Below are 19,159 nucleotides of genomic sequence, written 5' to 3' on the forward strand. Positions count from 1 at the left end.
GTCGCAGCCGTGACAGCTACGACGCCGCGCCTGCTCCTCGTCGACGGACATTCCCTGGCATACCGGGCGTTCTTCGCCCTGCCTGTGGAGAACTTCTCCACCACCACGGGGCAGCCGACGAATGCCGTCTACGGCTTCACCTCGATGCTGATCAACGTGCTGCGCGACGAGCAGCCGACGCACATCGTCGTGGCGTTCGACGTGTCCCGCCGCTCCTTCCGTACCGAGAAGTACTCCGAGTACAAGGCCGGCCGCAGCGAGACCCCCACCGACTTCAAGGGTCAGGTCAGCCTGGTCAAGGAGGTCCTCGCCGCGCTGCGCGTGCCGGTGGTCGAGAAGGAGGGCTACGAGGCCGACGACGTCATCGCCACGCTCGCCTGGCAGGCCCGCGACCAGGGCATGGACGTGCTGATCACCACCGGCGACCGGGACGCGTTCCAGCTCGTCGGCGAGCGGGTGACGGTGCTCTACCCGCGCAAGGGCGTCTCCGACCTGGCCCGGATGGACCCGGCCGCGGTCGAGGCGAAGTACGGCGTCACCCCTGATCGCTACCGCGACCTGGCCGCGCTGGTCGGCGAGACCAGCGACAACCTGCCGGGCGTGCCCGGCGTCGGCCCGAAGACCGCGGCCAAGTGGATCAATCTGTACGGCGGCGTCGAGGGCGTGGTGGCCCGCGCCGACGAGATCAAGGGCAAGGCCGGCGACAGCCTGCGCGAGCGGCTCGCCGACGTGATCCGCAACTACGAGATCAACTGCCTGGTCTCCGACCTGGAGCTGCCGGTCCGCCCCGAGGACGCCCGCTGGCAGGGCTGGGACCGCGAAGCGGTGCACCAGGTCTTCGACACGCTCCAGTTCCGCATCCTGCGTGACCGGCTCTACCAATACCTGGAGGCGGTCGAGCCGGAGGCCGAGGCGGGCTTCGATCTGGCCGGCGAGGTGCTCACCGAGCCGGGCGCGCTCGCGGGCTGGCTCGACACGCACGCCCCGGCGGGCGCACCGGTCGGCCTGGCGGTGACGCTCGACACCGGCCCCAACCGCCGGCACACCGCCACGGTTACCGCGATGGCGCTGGCCACCGCCGCCGGGGCGGGCGCCTGGTTCGACCCGAGCCGGCTGGAGGCCGGCGACGAGGCCGCGCTGGCCGGGTGGCTGGCCGACGCGGAGCGCCCGAAGGTGCTGCACGACAGCAAGCCGGTGGTGCTGGCGTTCGCCGCGCACGGCTGGGAGCTGCACGGCATCGCCCGCGACACCCAGATCGCCGCCTACCTGGCCCGCCCCGACCAGCGTTCGTACGACCTGACCGACCTGGCGCTGCGCTACCTGCACCGGGAGCTGCGCGTCGACGCGCCGGAGACCGGTCAGCTCACCCTGGACGGGCTCGGCGACGAGGGCGTCGCCGAGCAGAACCTCATGCTCCAGGCCCGCGCCACGCTCGACCTGGCCGACGCGATCGACGCCGAGCTGTCCCGCGACGGCGAGCAGTCGGCCCGGCTGATGGCCGGCGTGGAGCTGCCGCTGATGCGGGTGCTCGCCACCATGGAGCGCACCGGCATCGCCGCCGACACCGACTACCTCTCCGAGCTGGAGGCGCACTTCGCCGCCGAGGTGAAGGCCGCCGCCCAGGGCGCCTACGAAGTGGTCGGCCGCGAGTTCAACCTCGGGTCGCCGAAGCAGTTGCAGGAGATCCTCTTCACCGAGCTGGGTCTGCCCAAGACCAAGCGGATCAAGACCGGCTACACCACAGACGCCGACGCGCTGCAGTGGCTGTTCGCGCAGACCGAGCATCCGCTGCTGCACCACCTGCTGCGCCACCGCGACGTGGCGAAGCTCAAGTCGACAGTCGACGGGCTGCTCAAGTCGGTCTCCGACGACGGCCGGATCCACACCACGTTCAACCAGACGGTGGCGGCGACCGGGCGGCTGTCCTCCACCGAGCCGAACCTGCAGAACATCCCGATCCGCACCGAGGAGGGGCGGCGGATCCGCCGCGCGTTCGTCGTCGGTGAGGGCTACGAGTGTCTGCTCACCGCCGACTACAGCCAGATCGAGATGCGGATCATGGCGCACCTGTCGTCGGACGACGCGCTGATCGAGGCGTTCAACTCCGGGCACGACTTCCACGCCGCCACCGCGTCCTCGGTCTTCACCGTCGAGGTCGGCGACGTGACCGCCGACCAGCGCCGCAAGATCAAGGCGATGAACTACGGCCTGGCGTACGGGCTCAGCGCGTTCGGCCTGTCCCAGCAGCTCGGCATCTCCGCCGAGGAGGCGCGCGGGCTGATGGAGAACTACTTCGCCGGGTTCGGCGGGGTGCGCGACTACCTCCAGGAAGTGGTGGCCCGCGCCCGCCAGGACGGCTACACCTCCACCATCCTGGGCCGCCGCCGCTACCTGCCCGACCTGGTAAGCGACAACCGGCAGCGCCGGGAGATGGCCGAGCGGATGGCGCTGAACGCCCCGATCCAGGGCTCGGCGGCCGACATCATCAAGGTCGCGATGCTGCACGTCGACAGCGCGCTGCGCGACGCCGGGCTGCGGTCCCGGATGCTGCTGCAGGTGCACGACGAGCTGGTCTTCGAGGTCGCCCCGGGCGAGCGGGAGGCGTTGGAGGCGTTGGTGCGCAAGCAGATGGGCGAGGCGTACCCGCTGTCGGTGCCGCTGGAGGTGTCGGTGGGCGAGGGCCGCGACTGGAACAGCGCCGACCACTGACCTCCCCGCCCCACCCCGTCCGGCCCGCCGGCCTGCGGGTGATCAAGGAGTTTGTGTCCTCCCGGGGCCCGAATCGGGACACGAACTCCTTGATCACTGAAGGGAAGCGGGTGAGGGCGCGGGCGCGGCCGGAGTGGCCGCGGCCTGGAGGGCGGCGGCCAGGCGGTCGCGGCCGAGGCGATGAGCCCGTGTTCCTCGTAGTGCCGCAGGGCACGCGGTGTGCAGCCCGTCGCCTTCGCCACCGCGCCGATCCGCACCGCCGCCACCGCCCTCTCACGCGACCACCGCGCCCCCGTCCACCGGCAGCACCACACCGGTGACGAACTCCGCCTCCGGCTCGCACAGCCGCCGGATCGCCCAGGCTACGTCCTCCGGCCGGCCGATCCGGCCCGCCGGGGTGTGTGCGAGCTGCCAGTCCCGTACCGCCGCGCGCCGCTCGGGGGAGAGGCCACTGTGCACCCCGATGGGGGTGTCGATCGCGCCGGGCGCCACCGCCACCACCCGGACGCCGCGCGGCGCGAGTTCCACCGCCCAGCTGCGGGTCAGCGAGTCCAGCGCCGCCTTGCCCGCCGCGTACACCGAACTGCCCGGCCAGGCACGCAGGCCGACCGACGTGGTGACGTTGACGATCACGCCGCACGTCGCGGCGAGCGCCTCGACGGCGGCGTGCGCCAGCCGGATCGGGGCCAGCAGGTTCGTGTCCAGCTGCCGCCGGGCGGCGTCCTCGTCCAGTTCCGCGAGCGGCCCGCCGCCCGCCACCCCGGCGTTGTTGACCAGGACGTCGAGGCGGCCGTACCGGTCGAGCGTGGTGCGGACGATCCGGTCCGGCCCGTCGGGCGCGGTGACGTCGGCGGTCAGCGGGGTGATGTCCGGCCTGCCGGCGGCGGTCTCCGACAGCGGCGCGGCGCGCCGTCCGACGGCGACGACGGCGTACCCGGAGGTGGCGAGGGAGCGTGCGGTGGCCCGGCCGATGCCGGTGCCCGCGCCGGTGACCACGACGACGCGCGGTGTGCTGTTCTCCATGCCGGCATCGTCCGACCCTGCCACCGGCGGCAGGGTCAAGTCAGAGCCCGGTCAGGGTGGGCATCGCGTTGAGCGCGCCGTGCACCACCAGCAGCGGCCACATCCGGCGGTACCGGGACCACAGGTAGCCGAGGAAGAGGCCGAGCACCCCGAGGTTGACCACCACAGTGGCCAGGTCGACGGCGGGGCGGCCGCTGCCCTGGATGGCCACGTGCCAGACCGCCCACACCAGCGACGCGAGCACGATCGCCGGCCAGCGGCCCAGCAGCGACTCCCACCGGGTCTGCAGCCACCGCCGGTAGAAGACCTCCTCCAGCAGTGCGTTCACCGCGAAGGCCACCAGCAGCGTGACGGCCAGCTCGACCGGCGCGACGGTCCGCCCCCAGTCGCTCGCGGGCGCGGCCAGCGGCGTCGCGTAACTGAGCACCAGCCACACCGCCACCGGCAGCGCCGGACCCCAGCGGTGGGCGGCGTCCGTCGCGGCCGGGCCCGGCTCCCACCGTGGCTGCCGGCGGCGCGCGGCCAGGAACACCACGAGGGGTACGCCGAGCAGCAGCGCGAGCTTCACCAGTGTGTACGCGGGTTCGCCGCCGAGCAGCGGCATCACGGCGGCGAACGCGATCCCGGCCAGCAGCAGCGGCACCGCCTCGCGGTACGGCGCCACCGGGTCCGGCCACCTCGGGTCGGGCGCGGGCGGGATCAGGCGGATCAGTGCGATCCCGGCCAGCGCCGGGGTCCAGCGGCTCCACATCGGTACGGTGCCGTCGTGGTCGGTGCTGTACCGGATGCCGGTGTTCCCGGTCGTCACCAGGAGGAGCGCCGCGACGGCGATCAGGCCGAGGCCCGCCAGGAGGACCACCCGTCCGGCGCGGGGATGACGGCCTGCGGTCGAGACGTCTGTCGTCATCGCCGGCACGGTACCAACGCGACGCGAACGGACCGGGCGGCTCAGCTCTTGAGCGGGTCGTGCCCCCAGTTCATCAGCGACCAGCGCCACCTGGTGTCCCGCACGTCCCCGGACGGCCGCTGGGCGAGGTGGCGGTGGACGTAACCGATCACCTTGCGCATGTGCTTGTAGTCGGCGGCGGTGAGGTCGGCGCGCTTGCGGCGCAGCAGGTCGACGATACGCCGGCCGGAGTCGTGCCCGACCGACTCGCCGCCCTGGGTGCCCTTCTTGTGCCAGCCGACGTGCTTGGACTCCTCGGTCTCCAGCCAGCGGGTCAGCTCACCGGGCTTCATGTTCACCGCGTCGGTGAACTCCCGGTACGTCTGCTGCGGGTCCTCAGCGCGACTCATGGCGCAGCACCTCCGGGCGGTGGGCGACGTCGCGGCCCGAGTCGTCGTTGGTGATCCGGTACTGCGGCTGCTCCGGAGAGGCGTTCACCGTGTGCCCGCGTACGTGGGTGCGCTCGGTCAGCTTCTCCTTGACGACGCCGTACGCCCGGCCGCTGTGGCTGGCCCAGGAGACGTGGTCGCCGGTGCGGAACTCCTTCTCGGCCATGCCGCGCGGTTACCCGCGGCCGACACCGAGTAACGGTGTGGTCAGGGTCGGATCTCGGCGATCGGCAGCTTGATCGCGAAGGGCTCGGACAGCTCGATCACCTCGCTGCTGTCGTCCACCAGCTCGTACTGCCGCTCGCCGCCCGGACCGATCCGGTCACCGAGGCGGTACGCGTAGAGGTGCACCGGATCCTGCTCGATCCGCCAGTAGAACGGGATCCCGGCGGCGGCGTACTCGCCCGGCTTGGCGAACCGGTCGACCCGCCGGGTGCCTGGGGAGACGATCTCGACGGCCAGGACGACGTCCGCAGGCCGTAGCAGCCAGCAGTCGGACGGCAGTTCGGCGCGGTGGAGCAGGACGTCCGGTCGGCGGCTGGCGTCAACGTCCAGCCCGACGCTCACCGCCTGGGTCGCACGTAGATGCGCAGGCACGCGGGATCGCAGCCACCGGGTAAGCAGGCCGGCGATGTCCTGGTGGTGGAGAGTGGGCAAGGGCGTCACGTGGATGATGCCGTCGACCAGTTCGACGCGGGGTGCGTCGGGCGGCAGCGTCAGCAGATCCTCCACCATGTGGTCGGCACGCTGTTGCCGAAGCGGGTCCGGACGCCATGGAGAGGAGGGTGTCGCGATCGGCTCGGCGCTCACCCGGGCAGTATGGGGGCGCTACCGCCGGCCCGATCGCACCGGACGTGCGACGCGCTCAGCCCGTCGGCTTCTCCGCGACGAAGATCGCGGTGCCGGGGAACAGCCGGCCGCGCAGCGGGCTCCACTGGCCCCAGATCCCCTCGTGCCCGGCCGGCCACTCCGGCTCCACCAGGTCCAGCAGGCGGAACCCGGCGCCGACCAGCTCCCGGATCCGGTCGCCCAGGGTGCGGTGCTGCTCGACGTACGTGGCCACGCCGTGTTCGTCCTGCTCGACGTAGGGGGAGCGGTCGAAGTACGAGTGCACGGCGGTCAGCCCGCCCTCGCCCGGGTCGTCCAGGAAGATCCAGCGCATCGGGTGGGTGACCGAGAAGACCCATCGGCCGCCGGGCCGCAGCACCCGGGCCACCTCGCGCATCGCCGCCGCCGAGTCGTCCACGAACGGGATCGCGCCGAACGCGGTGCAGACGGTGTCGAACGCGGCGTCGGCGAACGGCAGGGCGAGCGCGTCGGCCTGCACCAGCGGCACGCGTACCCCGGTGCGCCGGGCGGCCTCGGCGGCGTGCCGCAACATGCCGGCGGACAGGTCCAGCGCGACCGGCCGGGCGCCCTGGGCGGCGAGCCAGCGGGCGGCGGCGGCCGCCCCGGCGCCGAGTTCGAGGATCCGCCGCCCGGCGACGTCGCCGAGCAGCCGGGCGTCGGCCTCGCGCAGGCCCTCCGGGCACCAGACGAAGTCGGCGTCGCCGAGGAACGCGCCGTGCTCGGCCTGGTACGCGTCGGCGTCGGTGTCCCACCATCCGCGGTTCGCCCGGCGGATCTCCCCGGCGTCGACCCGTCGGCGGGTCACCCTGTCGTCGTCCACCCGTCCACGCTAGGTCCGGCGGCGTCCGGCCGGTCGGTTGGGGTGGCGGTTGGGACGGATGTGACGGACGGGACAGCTGTGGCCCCTTACCGCGCGAAATCTCCGCTTTCGCAGCGGATGAGTTCGCACGGACCCGGGAGGGCTTGCACGCTGTGGTAATGCAGCGGGTAGGCTAGACGATGCGCTCGCGGATCGTGTGCCTCGGCAGGGAGCAGGTGCGCGGTCACCGGAGCCACTAATGATCTTCTCGCGTCGATCGTTCGGTGTGCCCGGCGACGGATCCGTTGGCGCGGCAGAGTCACCGCGACACCCATGCCCGCTGTGACAACCCATCCGACCGGAGCAACCGCCCACATGACGAGCAGCATCGAGGCCACCTCGAGCGCCAACAAGGTCACCCACGACGACCTCGGCTCTGAGGAAGCTTTCCTCGCCGCGATCGACGAGACCATCAAGTACTTCAACGACGGCGACATTGTCGAAGGCACCGTCGTCAAGGTCGATCGGGACGAGGTCCTGCTCGACATCGGCTACAAGACCGAGGGTGTCATCCCCTCTCGGGAGTTGTCGATCAAGCACGACGTGGACCCGGCCGAGGTCGTTTCGGTGGGTGACCACATCGAGGCCCTCGTCCTCCAGAAGGAGGACAAGGAGGGTCGGCTGATCCTCTCCAAGAAGCGGGCGCAGTACGAGCGGGCCTGGGGCACGATCGAGAAGATCAAGGACGAGGACGGCGTCGTCCGCGGCTCGGTCATCGAGGTCGTCAAGGGTGGTCTCATCCTCGACATCGGCCTGCGCGGCTTCCTGCCCGCGTCGCTCGTCGAGATGCGGCGTGTGCGTGACCTGCAGCCGTACGTCGGCCGCGAACTCGAAGCCAAGATCATCGAGCTGGACAAGAACCGCAACAACGTGGTCCTGTCCCGCCGTGCCTGGCTGGAGCAGACGCAGTCCGAGGTGCGCACCGAGTTCCTCAACAAGCTCCAGAAGGGGCAGGTCCGCAAGGGCGTCGTCTCCTCGATCGTCAACTTCGGCGCGTTCGTCGACCTGGGCGGCGTGGACGGCCTCGTGCACGTCTCCGAGCTGTCCTGGAAGCACATCGACCACCCGTCCGAGGTCGTCGAGGTGGGCCAGGAGGTCGAGGTCGAGGTCCTGGACGTCGACCTGGACCGCGAGCGGGTCTCGCTGTCGCTGAAGGCGACGCAGGAGGACCCGTGGCGTCAGTTCGCCCGCACCCACGCGATCCAGCAGATCGTGCCGGGTAAGGTCACCAAGCTGGTGCCGTTCGGTGCGTTCGTCCGCGTGGACGACGGCATCGAGGGCCTGGTCCACATCTCCGAGCTGGCCGAGCGCCACGTGGAGATCCCGGAGCAGGTCGTGCAGGTCGGCTCCGAGGTCATGGTCAAGGTCATCGACATCGACCTGGAGCGCCGCCGGATCTCGCTGTCGCTCAAGCAGGCCAACGAGGGCTTCGTCGAGGGCGAGGAGCACTTCGACCCGACCCTCTACGGCATGGCCGCGACCTACGACGACCAGGGCAACTACATCTACCCGGAGGGCTTCGACCCGGAGACGGGCGAGTGGCTCGAGGGCTACGACAAGCAGCGCGAGACCTGGGAGCAGCAGTACGCCGAGGCGCGTCAGCGCTGGGAGGCCCACACCAAGCAGGTGCAGACCTCCCGCGCCGCCGACGCCGAGGCCGCTGCCAACCCGGCTCCGCCGGTCACCAGCGGCACCACCACCTCGACCTCGGCCCCGAGCCGTCAGGCCGAGGAGCCGGCCGGCACGCTCGCGACCGACGAGGCGCTCGCCGCGCTGCGGGAGAAGCTCGCCGGCGGCAAGTGACCGGACGCTGACGCCTGTTCGTCCCACCGGACGGACCGGCGACTGCCTCTGACGACGGGCCCCGTCCCCGCGTTCCGCACCAGCGGAGCGCCGGGGGCGGGGCCCGCGTCGTACGCCGGGCGGGTTTGGCACGCGGACACCGGATCCGGTTGACTGTCCGGGTGCTGAAGGTGGGGCTGACCGGCGGAATCGGATCGGGCAAGAGCGCGGTGGCGAGCCGCCTCGCCACGCTGGGCGCGGTGATCGTCGACTCGGACCGCATCGCCCGCGAGATCGTCGCGCCCGGCACCGACGGGCTGGCCGAGGTGGTCGCCGCCTTCTCCGAAAAGGTTCTGGACGCCGACGGGGCGCTGGACCGGGCCGCCCTCGGCGCGCTGGTCTTCGGCGACGAGGCGGCCCGCCGCACGCTCGAAGGGATCACCCACCCCCGGGTACGCGCGCGCAGCGCCGAACTGGTCGCCGCCGCCCCTGCCGACGCGATCGTCGTCAACGACGTACCGCTGCTGGTCGAGGTGGGACTCGCGCCGACGTACCACCTGGTGGTCGTGGTGCAGACGGCCGTGCCGACCCGGATGGCCCGGCTGACCCGCGACCGGGGGATGGCCCCGGCGGAGGCGCAGCGGCGCATCGCCGCGCAGGCCGACGACGCGACCCGCCGTGCGGTCGCCGACGTGCTGCTGACGAACGACGGCACGCTCACCGATCTGCACGCCGCCGTGGACACCCTCTGGCGGGACCGTCTGCTGCCCTACGAGCGCAACGTCCGCGAACGCCGTGCCGTCCCACCCGTCCCACCCGACCCGGCCGCGCCCGCCGGGCCGGACCCGACCTGGCCCGAGCAGTACGCCCGGCTGGCCGCCCGGATCCGCCACGCCGCAGGCGGTGACATCCGGGTCGACCACGTCGGCTCCACCGCCGTGCCGGGGCTCGCCGCGCCGGACGTGATCGACATCCAGGTGACGGTGCCCTCGCTGGACGAGGCGGACGGGCCGCTCGCGCAGCGGCTGGCCGAGGCGGGTTTCCCGCGGCTGCCGGGCGAGTGGTGGGACGCGCCGCGGCAGCCGGAGCCGGTGCGGTGGCCCAAGCGGCTGCACGGCGGCGCGGACCCGGCGCGTCCGGTGCGCCTGCACCTGCGGGAGGCCGGTTCGCCCGGCTGGCGGTACGCGCTGCTGATGCGCGACCACCTGCGCGCCGACCCGGCACGGCGGGCCGACTACCTCCAGGTGAAGCGGGATCTGGCGGCGGCCGCGCCGGAGCACGCCACGTGGGGCACGGTGACCGATCCCTGGTTCGACGAGGAGCACCTGCGCGCCGAGGAGTGGGCCGCGCAGACCGGCTGGCGGCCCTGACCGGGCGGTAGGGAGCGGGCCGGGCTCAGCGCGCCGTCGAGGCCGACGATCCGCCGCTGCCCGCCGCACGACCGGGCGTGAGGTCGAGCCGGATCCACACGCCGGACCCGGCCCGCAGCTCCATCCGGTGCGGCAGACCACCCCGGTCCAGCCACAGGCGGCGGCCGCCCGGCAGTTCGAACACGTCGACGGCCCGGTCGTCCAGCCGGTCCTCGCGGATCCGGACGGCGGTGCCGGGCGCGTGCCGGGCCGCCCGCAGCGCCGCGTCGAGCAGCCGGTCGAGGTCGTCGCCGGGCGAACGCGCGGGGGCCGCGAGCAGCGCGGCCGGCACCGGTGCCGGTGGCGTCGCGGGCCCGTCGGGGGAACGCTGCACCTCGGCCACCCGTCCCGGCCGGGCCCATCGCAGGGTGCGTCGGCCGCTGCCCTCCTCGATCACCGCGAGGTACGCCGACGGGCTCGTCCAGTTCACCGTGCCGGTGGCCCGCAGGTTCGCCGACGGGCCGAGCGGAGCGGCCACCGCCACCGTCGCGCCGCCGAGTGCCCGGAGCCGGGCGGGTAGCGCGGCCAGCCGGGCGGCTTCGTCGTCGGTGAGCGCCCGGGGCTGCCCGGGCCGGCCGCCGAGCGCGTCCACCGGGTGCAGCGTGGGCCGGTCGGCGCGGGTCAGGTCCACGGTGACGGGCGTGCCGTCGGCCAGCCGGCCGGTGAGCCGGTGCAGCCGGGCGTCCGCGTCCACCCACAGCGTCGGCAGCGGGTCACCGGGCGGTGCGAGGGGCGCCTGGAGCACGTCCACCGCGACGCCGCCCACCTGGTCGCCGCGTAGCCACCGGCCGTCGGTGGCGGGTGGATCGACCCGGTCGGCGCCGAGCCCGATCAGCAGGTCGCGTACCGCGCCCAGGCCGTGCCCGCCGGCCGGGGAACGCATCCGCCACCGGTCCGCCGGCGGCACCAGCGGCGGCCGGGCCGGGGTGGGGAGCGCGCCCGGGTCGGGCCGTACCAGCAGCGCGGACGCGGTGGCCTGCACCAGGCCCCGGTCGTCGCCCGCGCCCGGGCCGCCGACGTCCAGGTAGACCAGGGGGCGGGCCCAGTCGACCCAGCCGACCAGTTCGGTACGGGCACCGTCCGCGCCGACTGTGACCCGGACACCGGCGCGTACGTCGCGCAGGTTGGTGACCCGCAGCGCGGCCACCCGGTCCGCCTCGGCGGCGGTCAGGGCACGTGTCGCCGGGGCGTCGCCGGTGCGGCCGGGCACCCAGGACGGCAGGGCGGCGACGAGCGTAGCGGCGGAGAGCGCGGCTGCGGCCACGAGCGCGGCGAGGGCGATCCGGCGCCGGTCCGGCCCGTCCGGCGGGTCGCCGGCGCCGTCCAGTTCCGGGTCGCCGTCCGGCCGGGTGGTGAGCGGGGGACGGCGGCCGTCGAACAGGCCGGCCCGGCGGCGCCGGCCGGCCACGGTGGCGGGCCGGGTCGGTGTGCTGGTGCGGCCGCGCCGGTGGCCGCGACCCGGTTCCCGGGGTACGGCCTGGTCGCCGTCGCCCCGCGCGGAGAGCCGGTGGGGGCGGCTGGCGCCGCGCTGGCGGCCCGGCTCGTCGGCGGGCGGGGGCGTGCCGGTGTCGGGCTCGCGTCGCGGCCGGCGCTCGGGAGAGGTCCCCACGAGTGGAGAACGCGAGAGCGGGGTTTCGGTGACGAGCAGGGGCGCTCGCGGCGGCCGGTCAGCGCTGCGCGCGACCACCGTCGGCGCGCACGCCGGTCGTCCCGGGTGCTGCGGCCCTGGCGCCGGGGGCGACCGGCCCCGCGAGGGGGCGATCACCGGCCCGGTCGGCCGCCGCGAGCGGCCTACGGTACGAGGGTAGACCGGTGAGATGAGCCACACAATGGGAATATCGAAGCCGATCAGGGACGGTCCGTGGTCGTGGCCGGAAGTGTCGGACCCCGGGCGTACGGTTGGTGTCATGGCGCTCGACATTCCCCGGCTCGACGGCCGCTTCCAGGTCGTCAGTGAGTTCCAGCCGGCCGGTGACCAGCCGGCTGCCATCGACGAGCTTGAGCGTCGCGTGCGGCGCGGCGACCGCAACACGGTGCTGCTCGGCGCGACCGGCACGGGCAAGAGCGCCACCACGGCGTGGCTGGTCGAGCGGCTCCAGCGGCCGACCCTGGTGCTCGCCCCCAACAAGACCCTCGCGGCCCAGCTGGCGAAGGAGTTCGGCGAGCTGCTGCCGCAGAACGCGGTCGAATACTTCGTCTCCTACTACGACTACTACCAGCCCGAGGCGTACATCCCGCAGACCGACACCTACATCGAGAAGGACTCCTCGATCAACGAGGAGGTCGAGCGGCTGCGGCACTCGGCCACCATGTCGCTGCTCACCCGGCGGGACGTCATCGTCGTCGCCACCGTCTCGGCGATCTACGGCCTGGGCACCCCGGAGGAATACCTCGACCGGGCCGTGCGGGTCAAGGTCGGGCAGGAGCTGGACCGCGACCAGCTGCTGCGCCGGCTGGTCGACATCCAGTACACGCGCAACGACATGGCCTTCCAGCGCGGCACCTTCCGGGTCCGCGGCGACACGCTGGAGATCATCCCGGCGTACGAGGAGCTTGCGGTCCGGATCGAGCTGTTCGGTGACGAGATCGAGAAGCTCTACTACCTGAACCCGCTGACCGGTGACGTGGTCCGCGAGGTCGACAGCCTGATGATCTTCCCGGCCACGCACTACGCCGCCGGTCCGGAGCGGATGGAACGGGCGATCCGCGACATCGAGGCCGAGCTGGGCGAACGGCTGGCCGAGCTGGAGCGGCAGGGCAAGCTGCTGGAGGCCCAGCGGCTGCGCATGCGCACCACCTACGACATCGAGATGATGCGCCAGGTGGGCTTCTGCTCCGGCATCGAGAACTACTCCATGCACATCGACGGCCGCCTGCCGGGCAGCCCGCCGCACTGCCTGCTCGACTACTTCCCCGACGACTTCCTGACGGTCGTCGACGAGTCGCACGTGACGATCCCGCAGATCGGCGGCATGTACGAGGGCGACGCCTCCCGCAAGCGGATGCTGGTCGACCACGGCTTCCGGCTGCCGAGCGCCGCCGACAACCGGCCGCTGCGCTTCGACGAGTTCCTGGAGCGGGTGGGCCAGATGGTCTACCTCTCCGCCACCCCCGGCCCGTGGGAGCTGGAGCAGGCCCAGGGCGAGTTCGTCGAGCAGGTGATCCGGCCCACCGGCCTGATCGACCCCGAGGTGGTTCTCAAGCCGACGAAGGGCCAGATCGACGACCTCATGCACGAGATCAAGCTGCGCACCGAGCGGGACGAGCGGGTGCTCGTCACCACGCTCACCAAGAAGATGGCCGAGGACCTCTCCGACTACCTGCTGGAGAACGGCATCCGGGTGCGCTACCTGCACTCCGAGGTCGACACGCTGCGCCGGGTCGAGCTGCTGCGCGAGCTGCGCAAGGGCGACTACGACGTGCTCGTCGGCATCAACCTGCTCCGGGAGGGTCTCGACCTGCCCGAGGTGTCGCTGGTGGCGATCCTCGACGCCGACAAGGAGGGCTTCCTGCGCAGCGGCCGGTCGCTGATCCAGACCATCGGCCGCGCGGCCCGTAACGTCTCCGGCCAGGTCCACATGTACGCCGACAAGATCACCCCGTCGATGGCGAGCGCGATCGACGAGACCAACCGGCGCCGGGCCAAGCAGATCGCGCACAACGAGGCGAACGGCATCAAGCCGGAGCCGCTGCGCAAGAAGATCCACGACATCCTCGACGACATCTACCGCGAGGCGGAGGACACCGAGAACAGCAACGTCGGCGGTGCCGTGCGGCAGCTGTCCCGGGGCAAGGCGCCGGTCAAGGAGACCCGCAGCCGCCGGGGCGCCGCGGCCACCCCGTCGCGGGAGGGGATGGCCCGGGCCGACCTGGCCAACCTCATCCAGGAGCTCAACGACCAGATGCTCGCCGCCGCGCGGGAGTTGCAGTTCGAACTGGCCGCGCGGATCCGTGACGAGGTCGCCGACCTCAAGAAGGAGCTGCGCGGGATGGACGCCGCAGGGGTCCGGTGACCGGCGCGGCGGCCGGGGCGGCGCGATGCTGACCGAGGCCGTCGTCGGGCGCCCCGACCCGCGGCTGCGCCGGTGGGTGGACAGCTACCTCGGCTACCGCGAGGACGCGCCCGTTCCGCTGGTACGCCGGGAGGTGGCGGGCGCGTTCGTGGTGCTGATCCTCGGCTGGGGCGACCCTCTCGACGTGACCGACCCGCGTGCCCCCGGCCGGGGAGGGGCCGCCGCGAACGCCTTCCTGGCCGGCCCGTTCGACGGCTGGTGTGCCACCCGGACGGCCGGGACCGGCACCGGGGTGCAGGTGCTGCTCACCGCCCCGGCGGCCCGCCGCCTGCTCGGGCTGCCGCTGGCCGAGCTGACCAACCGGGTGGTGCCGCTCGACGCGGTGGCGGGCTGGCTGGCCCGGCTGCGCGACGAGCTGGCCGAGACGCCGGGCTGGCCGGAACGCTTCGCCCGGCTCGACGCGGCAGTGGCCGCGCGGCTGGCGGCGACAGTGCCGCCGGACCCGCACCTGCTGGCGGCCTGGCGGCGTCTGGACGGCAGCGGGGGAGCGGTCGGCGTGGGTGCGCTCGCCGACGAGCTGGGCTGGTCCCGCCGTCACCTGTCGGTCCGGTTCCGGCGGGAGTTCGGCCTGCCGCCGAAGACGGTCGCCCGCCTGCTGCGCTTCGAGCGGGCGTACGCGAGCCTGGGCCGGACGCTGCTCACCGCGGACGCCGCCGTGCCGGACGCCGCCGGGTGGGCGGAGCGGGCCGCCCGGTGGGGCTACTACGACCAGTCGCACCTGATCCGGGAGTTCCGCGAGTTCGCCGGCGCCACCCCGGCCGCGCTGACCGGGCCCGGATCGCATTCGTCCAATCCGGCCTGACCGCTCCGGCGGCAGACTGACGGGCATGCGAAGCATCTATCCGGTCCTGCGGTATCCCGACGTGCGAGCCGCGGCCGACTTCCTCTGTTCCGCGTTCGGCTTCACCGTGCGCGAGGCCCACGAACTCCCCGACGGCACGGTCGGCCACGCCGAGCTTGCGTACGGCGACGACCTGGTGATGCTCGGCCCGGGGCCGGCGCCGCGGTCCCGGCCGGCCGACGACGACTACCGCGTCTACGTGGCGCTCGACGACGTCGACGCGCACCACGAGCGGGCCCGGGTGGCCGGGGCGGAGATCGTCCGGGCGCCGTTCGACACCGACTACGGCTCCCGCGACTACGCGGCCCGCGACCTGGCCGGGCTGGTCTGGTCGTTCGGCACGTACCGCCCCTGAGTGCGCCGCCCGCACGGTAGCGCTGTGTGGGCGAGGTATTGCCGAGCGTGACGGTGATGCGTACGCTCCCTCCCGGGAGGCGTGCATGCCGTTGTCAGCAAGTCCTGTGGTCCGGAGGGCGAGGCTCGGTGTGGAGCTGCGCCGGCTGCGTCGTCGCGAGTCGCTCACGCTCGAACAGGTCTGCACCCGGCTGGGCTGGGCGTCCACGTCGAAGCTGTCCCGCATCGAGCTGGGGCAGAGCCGGCCCGACCTGGCCGACGTGCTCGACCTGCTCGACGTCTACGCGGTGCCGCCGCCGCAGCGCGACGAGCTGATCGTCATCGCCCGCGACGCGGCCACCGGCCGGGGCTGGTCCAAGGCGCTCGGCGAGATGGGGGAGCGCCAGCGGGCGTACGCCGAGCTGGAGGCGGGCGCGGAGCGCATCGTGGAGTACCAGTGCGTGCTCGTACCCGGCCTGCTCCAGACCCCGGCGTACGCCCGATTGCGGGTGTCGGCCGGCGCGGCGCTGACCGGCGAGGTGGACGTGGAGGCCGACGTGCGCGCCCGTGTCGCACGCCAGGAACTGCTGATCCGGCCGGACCCGCCGCACTACACCGCGCTGGTCGACGAGCGCGTCTGCGACCCGGACGGCCTGCCCGCCGACGTGTGGCGCGACCAGATGCGGCACCTGCTCGCGCTCGCCGAACGGCCCCGCGTCACCGTCCGGGTGCTGCGGTCCGCGGCGTCGAGCGGCGACGGACCGCACCCGCTGGCGCCGTTCTCGTACTACGCCTACCCCGACCCGGACGACCCGCGCACCGTGCTGGTGGAGACGCTCACCACCGACCTGCGGCTGGTCGCCGAGGCGGACGTGGCCCACTACGAGCGGGTCATCGAGCGGCTGCTGGCCGCGGCGCTGCCGGCGGACGCCTCCGCCGAGCTGGTCGCCCGGCGGCTCGGCGCGGCGCCGGTGCCCCGGCCGCGCGATCCGCACGAGCTGGAGTGAGCCCGTACGGCCCGCTGTCGGTGCGGCGCGACCACCGGGCCCGGCGCCCCCGATGCCCGTCGGGACCGGTGGCCGCGCAGCGCGCAGGCTACGGCAGGGGTACGACAGTTCAGGCCGGCACGTCGATGAAGTGCTCGACCAGCGGCGGACCGGCGAAGTGCGGGCCGATCAGCCCGCGCCACTGCGCGAACCGTTCGGTCTGGCGGAAGTTCACGTCGTGCGCCTCGACCGAGTCCCACTCGACGAGCAGCACGAACCGGGTGGGCGACTCCACGCCCCTGGTCATCCGCACGGAGCGGCAGCCTTCGGCGCCGGCGAGGATCGGCCGCGCCTGCGCGTAGGCGGCGGCGAACTCGTCCTCGTGTCCGGGCGTGACATCGATCAGCGCGACCTCAAGAACCATGCAGGCAGCCTGCCATGCCGGCCCGCCGCCGGTGCGTCCCGGGTGACGTCCCGGCGTGCCTCGCCAGAGGACGGCTAGCCTCCTAGGACGCCCTGCGGGACGTGAGCCACAGCACGTCGAGAGATCGACGGACGCCCCGGAGATGCGCCACCTGGGTGCGATGGTGAACAATGGCGGCCGAGGAGGGGAGTATTCCCCCGCGACGGAGTCGTCAGCACGGAAGAGCGCCGGCACCCCCGGTGGCCCGACCCGGCTCCGCCGGTCGGAACCCGGCACCCGGGCTCCGGCGGAAGAGACCTCCGACAGTCACCCCTGTCAGCGTCGACGCACCCCGGCACCGCACCCGGCGTACGGTGTGCCCGACGCAGCGTGTCTGCCGGAGGATGGATTTGAACGTGTCCGCATTGGTGTGGGCGGTAACGCTGATCGCGATGATCGCGGTCCTGCTCGCCGACCTGTTCATCATCGGCCGGCGGCCGCACGAGCCGAGCGTCCGGGAGTCCAGCCTGTGGGTGGGCTTCTACGTCGGCCTGGCGCTGATCTTCGGCGTGGTGCTCTGGCTGACCGCGGGTGGCCGCGTCGCAGGCGAGTTCTACACCGGCTGGCTCACCGAGTACAGCCTCTCGGTGGACAACCTCTTCGTCTTCGTGATCATCATGGCCCGGTTCGGGGTGCCCCGGCAGTACCAGCAGAAGGTGCTGCTCGTCGGCATCATCCTGGCGCTGATCATGCGGGGTGGCTTCATCGCGGCCGGCGCGGCGCTGATCTCCCAGTTCTCCTGGGTGTTCTACATCTTCGGCGCGTTCCTCATCTACACCGCGGTGAACCTGGCCCGGCAGGGCGAGCCGGACGAGGACGAGTTCAGCGAGAACCTGCTGATCCGGTGGAGCCGCAAGGCGCTCCCGCTGTCCCGTGACTACGACGGGGCGCGGATGACCACCCACGAGCACGGGCGGCGCCTTTTCACCCCGATGCTCATCGTGATGATCGCGATCGGCACCACCGACCTGATCTTCGCGCTGGACTCGATCCCGGCGATCTTCGGCATCACCCAGGAGCCGTACCTGGTCTTCACCGCGAACGTGTTCGCGCTGATGGGACTGCGGCAGCTCTACTTCCTGCTCGGCGGCCTGCTGGACCGGCTCATCTACCTCAGCTACGGCCTCGCCGTGGTGCTCGGCTTCATCGGCGTGAAGCTGGTGCTGGAGGCGCTGGCCGAGAACAACCTGCCGTTCATCAACGGCGGCGAGCACGTGGCGTGGGCCCCGCACATCCCGATCTGGCTGTCGCTGACGGTCATCCTCGGCACCCTGGGTGTGGCCACCGCCGCCAGCCTGGCGAAGTCGTCGCGGGACCGGCGCCGGGAACTGGCCCAGGCCCGCCGCTGACCCACCCGTCCCGTCCGGGGCGCTCCCGTGCCGGGGGCGCCCCGCGGCGTGTCGGCGGTCAGACGCGGTGGGCGCCGACGAGGGTGGCGGTCCGGTCGGCCGGTAGCTCCTCCTCGACCACCCGGCGGGTCAGGTAGCAGGCGTGCAGCATCCGGCGCCGGCCGCCGCGCGGCTCGGCCGACACGATCCCGACGTGGTGGATGCGCCGGCCGGGCCGGGCGAAGAAGTAGAGGTCGCCGGGGCGTTCGGCGTCCAGCGGCACCCGCGAGGTCGCCGCCGCCTGGTCGTCGGCGTCGCGGGGGAGCGTGATCCCGTACCGCCGCCAGGCCAGGTGCACCAGCCCGGAGCAGTCGATGCCGTCGGTGGACATGCCGCCCCAGACGTAGACCAGGTCGCGCAGCCGTTCGGCGACCGCGAGCACCTCCTCGGCCTCGGGGCGCTCGGCGGGCAGCGGCACCAGGTCGTCCTCCGGGGCCCAGAGCGGGTCGGCCCGCCCGGGTACGCGGACCGGGCGCCTGCCGTCCACCGCCGGCCCGGCCGGGGTGAGCCGGGTGCCGAGGACCACGCCGGTGAGCGCCGCGTCGCCGCCGGGTGCGGCACGCAACGCGGTGCGGGCCACGTCGACCGTCAGCGGACCGTCGGCCGCCGGGCCGGAACCGGCCGGAGCGGGACCGGGACCGGGACCGGCCGGACCGGTGCCGACCGCTGCCGGTCCGGCCGAAGCGGGGTCCGATCGCGCCGCGCCGGACGCGGCGAGGCCGGCCGGAGCGGGGCCGGCGGGGACGCTGTCGGACGGGACGGTGTCGGCCGGGTCGGCGTCGGCCAGGTGGGCGGCCCGCAGCCAGCCCGGGTAGCCGTCGGCGCCGAGCTTCGCCGCTGGCTGGCCCAGCGCCACCACCCGCACCCAGCCGTCCGGCCGGGACTCGGTGACGCGCACCGGCTCGCCGAGCAGCAGCTGGGTCAGGACGCAGTCACCGACGAGCTGGTCGCGGTCCATGCCGGCGATCCAGGCGGCGACGTCGGGCGAGCCGGCGAGGGCGGGGCAGTCGATCGGGCGTACCGCCTCGGGAGCGGTCCACAGGGTCGCCACCGGTACCCGTACGACGGCCCGGCGGCCGGGCTGAGGTGCCACGCGTACCCCTCTCTCC

At 73.3% G+C, this 19,159-nt stretch carries 17 protein-coding genes and 1 pseudogene; 8 read left to right on the plus strand and 10 right to left on the minus strand.

Annotated elements, in window-relative coordinates; translation table 11 throughout:
• The first annotated feature begins 9 nt into the window (after positions 1-9).
• Positions 10-2,709 (plus strand): DNA polymerase I, encoded by a 2,700-nt coding sequence (polA, locus tag OC439_RS19500; protein ID WP_262014662.1) that lies wholly within the window; start codon positions 10-12, stop codon positions 2,707-2,709.
• 209 nt (positions 2,710-2,918) lie between these two features.
• Here the strand turns inward: polA and OC439_RS30310 are convergent.
• The 7 genes and pseudogenes from OC439_RS30310 to OC439_RS19535 all read right to left on the minus strand — a co-directional run.
• Positions 2,919-3,023, minus strand: a pseudogene (locus OC439_RS30310) (hypothetical protein); the annotation flags it as partial.
• Complete coding sequence (locus OC439_RS19510; protein WP_262014663.1) at positions 2,983-3,732, minus strand: SDR family NAD(P)-dependent oxidoreductase; 750 nt, start codon at positions 3,730-3,732, stop codon at positions 2,983-2,985. The gene OC439_RS19510 and the pseudogene OC439_RS30310, both read right to left, overlap by 41 nt.
• Positions 3,733-3,772: 40 nt before the next feature.
• Positions 3,773-4,639 (minus strand): CPBP family intramembrane glutamic endopeptidase, encoded by an 867-nt coding sequence (locus tag OC439_RS19515; RefSeq protein WP_262014664.1) that lies wholly within the window; start codon positions 4,637-4,639, stop codon positions 3,773-3,775.
• A 41-nt stretch (positions 4,640-4,680) separates the two neighbouring features.
• Positions 4,681-5,028, minus strand: a complete 348-nt coding sequence (locus tag OC439_RS19520) for a DUF3140 domain-containing protein (protein WP_073830920.1) — start codon at positions 5,026-5,028, stop codon at positions 4,681-4,683.
• A complete protein-coding gene (locus OC439_RS19525; protein WP_262014665.1) occupies positions 5,015-5,233 on the minus strand; it encodes a DUF2945 domain-containing protein in 219 nt (72 codons plus the stop codon). The genes OC439_RS19520 and OC439_RS19525 overlap by 14 nt, the downstream gene beginning before the upstream one ends.
• A 41-nt stretch (positions 5,234-5,274) precedes the next feature.
• A complete protein-coding gene (locus tag OC439_RS19530) occupies positions 5,275-5,802 on the minus strand; it encodes a Uma2 family endonuclease (protein ID WP_262014666.1) in 528 nt (175 codons plus the stop codon).
• A 130-nt stretch (positions 5,803-5,932) separates the two neighbouring features.
• Complete coding sequence (locus OC439_RS19535; protein WP_262014667.1) at positions 5,933-6,736, minus strand: class I SAM-dependent methyltransferase; 804 nt, start codon at positions 6,734-6,736, stop codon at positions 5,933-5,935.
• Positions 6,737-7,048: 312 nt separating this feature from the next.
• Here OC439_RS19535 and rpsA point away from each other — a divergent pair, with 312 nt between their 5' ends.
• Positions 7,049-8,578, plus strand: a complete 1,530-nt coding sequence (rpsA, locus tag OC439_RS19540) for a 30S ribosomal protein S1 (protein ID WP_262014668.1) — start codon at positions 7,049-7,051, stop codon at positions 8,576-8,578.
• Between the two features lie 161 nt (positions 8,579-8,739).
• Positions 8,740-9,927, plus strand: a complete 1,188-nt coding sequence (gene coaE / locus OC439_RS19545; protein ID WP_262014669.1) for a dephospho-CoA kinase — start codon at positions 8,740-8,742, stop codon at positions 9,925-9,927.
• Positions 9,928-9,952: 25 nt separating this feature from the next.
• On the opposite strand, the gene OC439_RS19550 is transcribed toward coaE, so the two are convergent.
• Positions 9,953-11,575, minus strand: coding sequence for a hypothetical protein (locus OC439_RS19550; RefSeq protein WP_262014670.1), 1,623 nt, complete (start codon positions 11,573-11,575; stop codon positions 9,953-9,955).
• Between the two features lie 298 nt (positions 11,576-11,873).
• Here OC439_RS19550 and uvrB point away from each other — a divergent pair, with 298 nt between their 5' ends.
• The 4 genes from uvrB to OC439_RS19570 all read left to right on the plus strand — a co-directional run bounded on the left by uvrB (position 11,874) and on the right by OC439_RS19570 (position 16,220).
• A complete protein-coding gene (gene uvrB, locus OC439_RS19555) occupies positions 11,874-13,979 on the plus strand; it encodes an excinuclease ABC subunit UvrB (protein WP_135241208.1) in 2,106 nt (701 codons plus the stop codon).
• Between the two features lie 25 nt (positions 13,980-14,004).
• Complete coding sequence (locus OC439_RS19560; RefSeq protein WP_262014671.1) at positions 14,005-14,841, plus strand: helix-turn-helix domain-containing protein; 837 nt, start codon at positions 14,005-14,007, stop codon at positions 14,839-14,841.
• Between the two features lie 25 nt (positions 14,842-14,866).
• Positions 14,867-15,235: a VOC family protein gene (locus tag OC439_RS19565; protein ID WP_262014672.1), complete on the plus strand. Its 369-nt coding sequence runs from the start codon at positions 14,867-14,869 to the stop codon at positions 15,233-15,235.
• A gap of 85 nt (positions 15,236-15,320) precedes the next feature.
• Complete coding sequence (locus OC439_RS19570) at positions 15,321-16,220, plus strand: DUF5753 domain-containing protein (RefSeq protein WP_262014673.1); 900 nt, start codon at positions 15,321-15,323, stop codon at positions 16,218-16,220.
• 109 nt (positions 16,221-16,329) lie between these two features.
• Here OC439_RS19570 and OC439_RS19575 read toward each other — a convergent pair whose 3' ends face one another.
• Positions 16,330-16,623 carry an antibiotic biosynthesis monooxygenase family protein gene (locus tag OC439_RS19575; protein ID WP_013287496.1) on the minus strand — a complete coding sequence of 98 codons (294 nt, stop codon included), beginning with the start codon at positions 16,621-16,623 and terminating at the stop codon, positions 16,330-16,332.
• Positions 16,624-17,012: 389 nt separating this feature from the next.
• Here OC439_RS19575 and OC439_RS19580 point away from each other — a divergent pair, with 389 nt between their 5' ends.
• The gene (locus OC439_RS19580; RefSeq protein ID WP_194803519.1) at positions 17,013-18,011 is read left to right on the plus strand and encodes a TerC family protein; all 999 of its coding nucleotides are present in this window, start codon (positions 17,013-17,015) and stop codon (positions 18,009-18,011) included.
• 58 nt (positions 18,012-18,069) lie between these two features.
• On the opposite strand, the gene OC439_RS19585 is transcribed toward OC439_RS19580, so the two are convergent.
• Positions 18,070-19,143, minus strand: coding sequence for a C40 family peptidase (locus tag OC439_RS19585; protein ID WP_262014674.1), 1,074 nt, complete (start codon positions 19,141-19,143; stop codon positions 18,070-18,072).
• Between the last annotated feature and the right edge of the window lie 16 nt (positions 19,144-19,159).

This window comes from Micromonospora sp. Mcm103 (assembly GCF_024519755.1).
Classification (GTDB): Bacteria; Actinomycetota; Actinomycetes; order Mycobacteriales; family Micromonosporaceae; genus Micromonospora; species Micromonospora aurantiaca.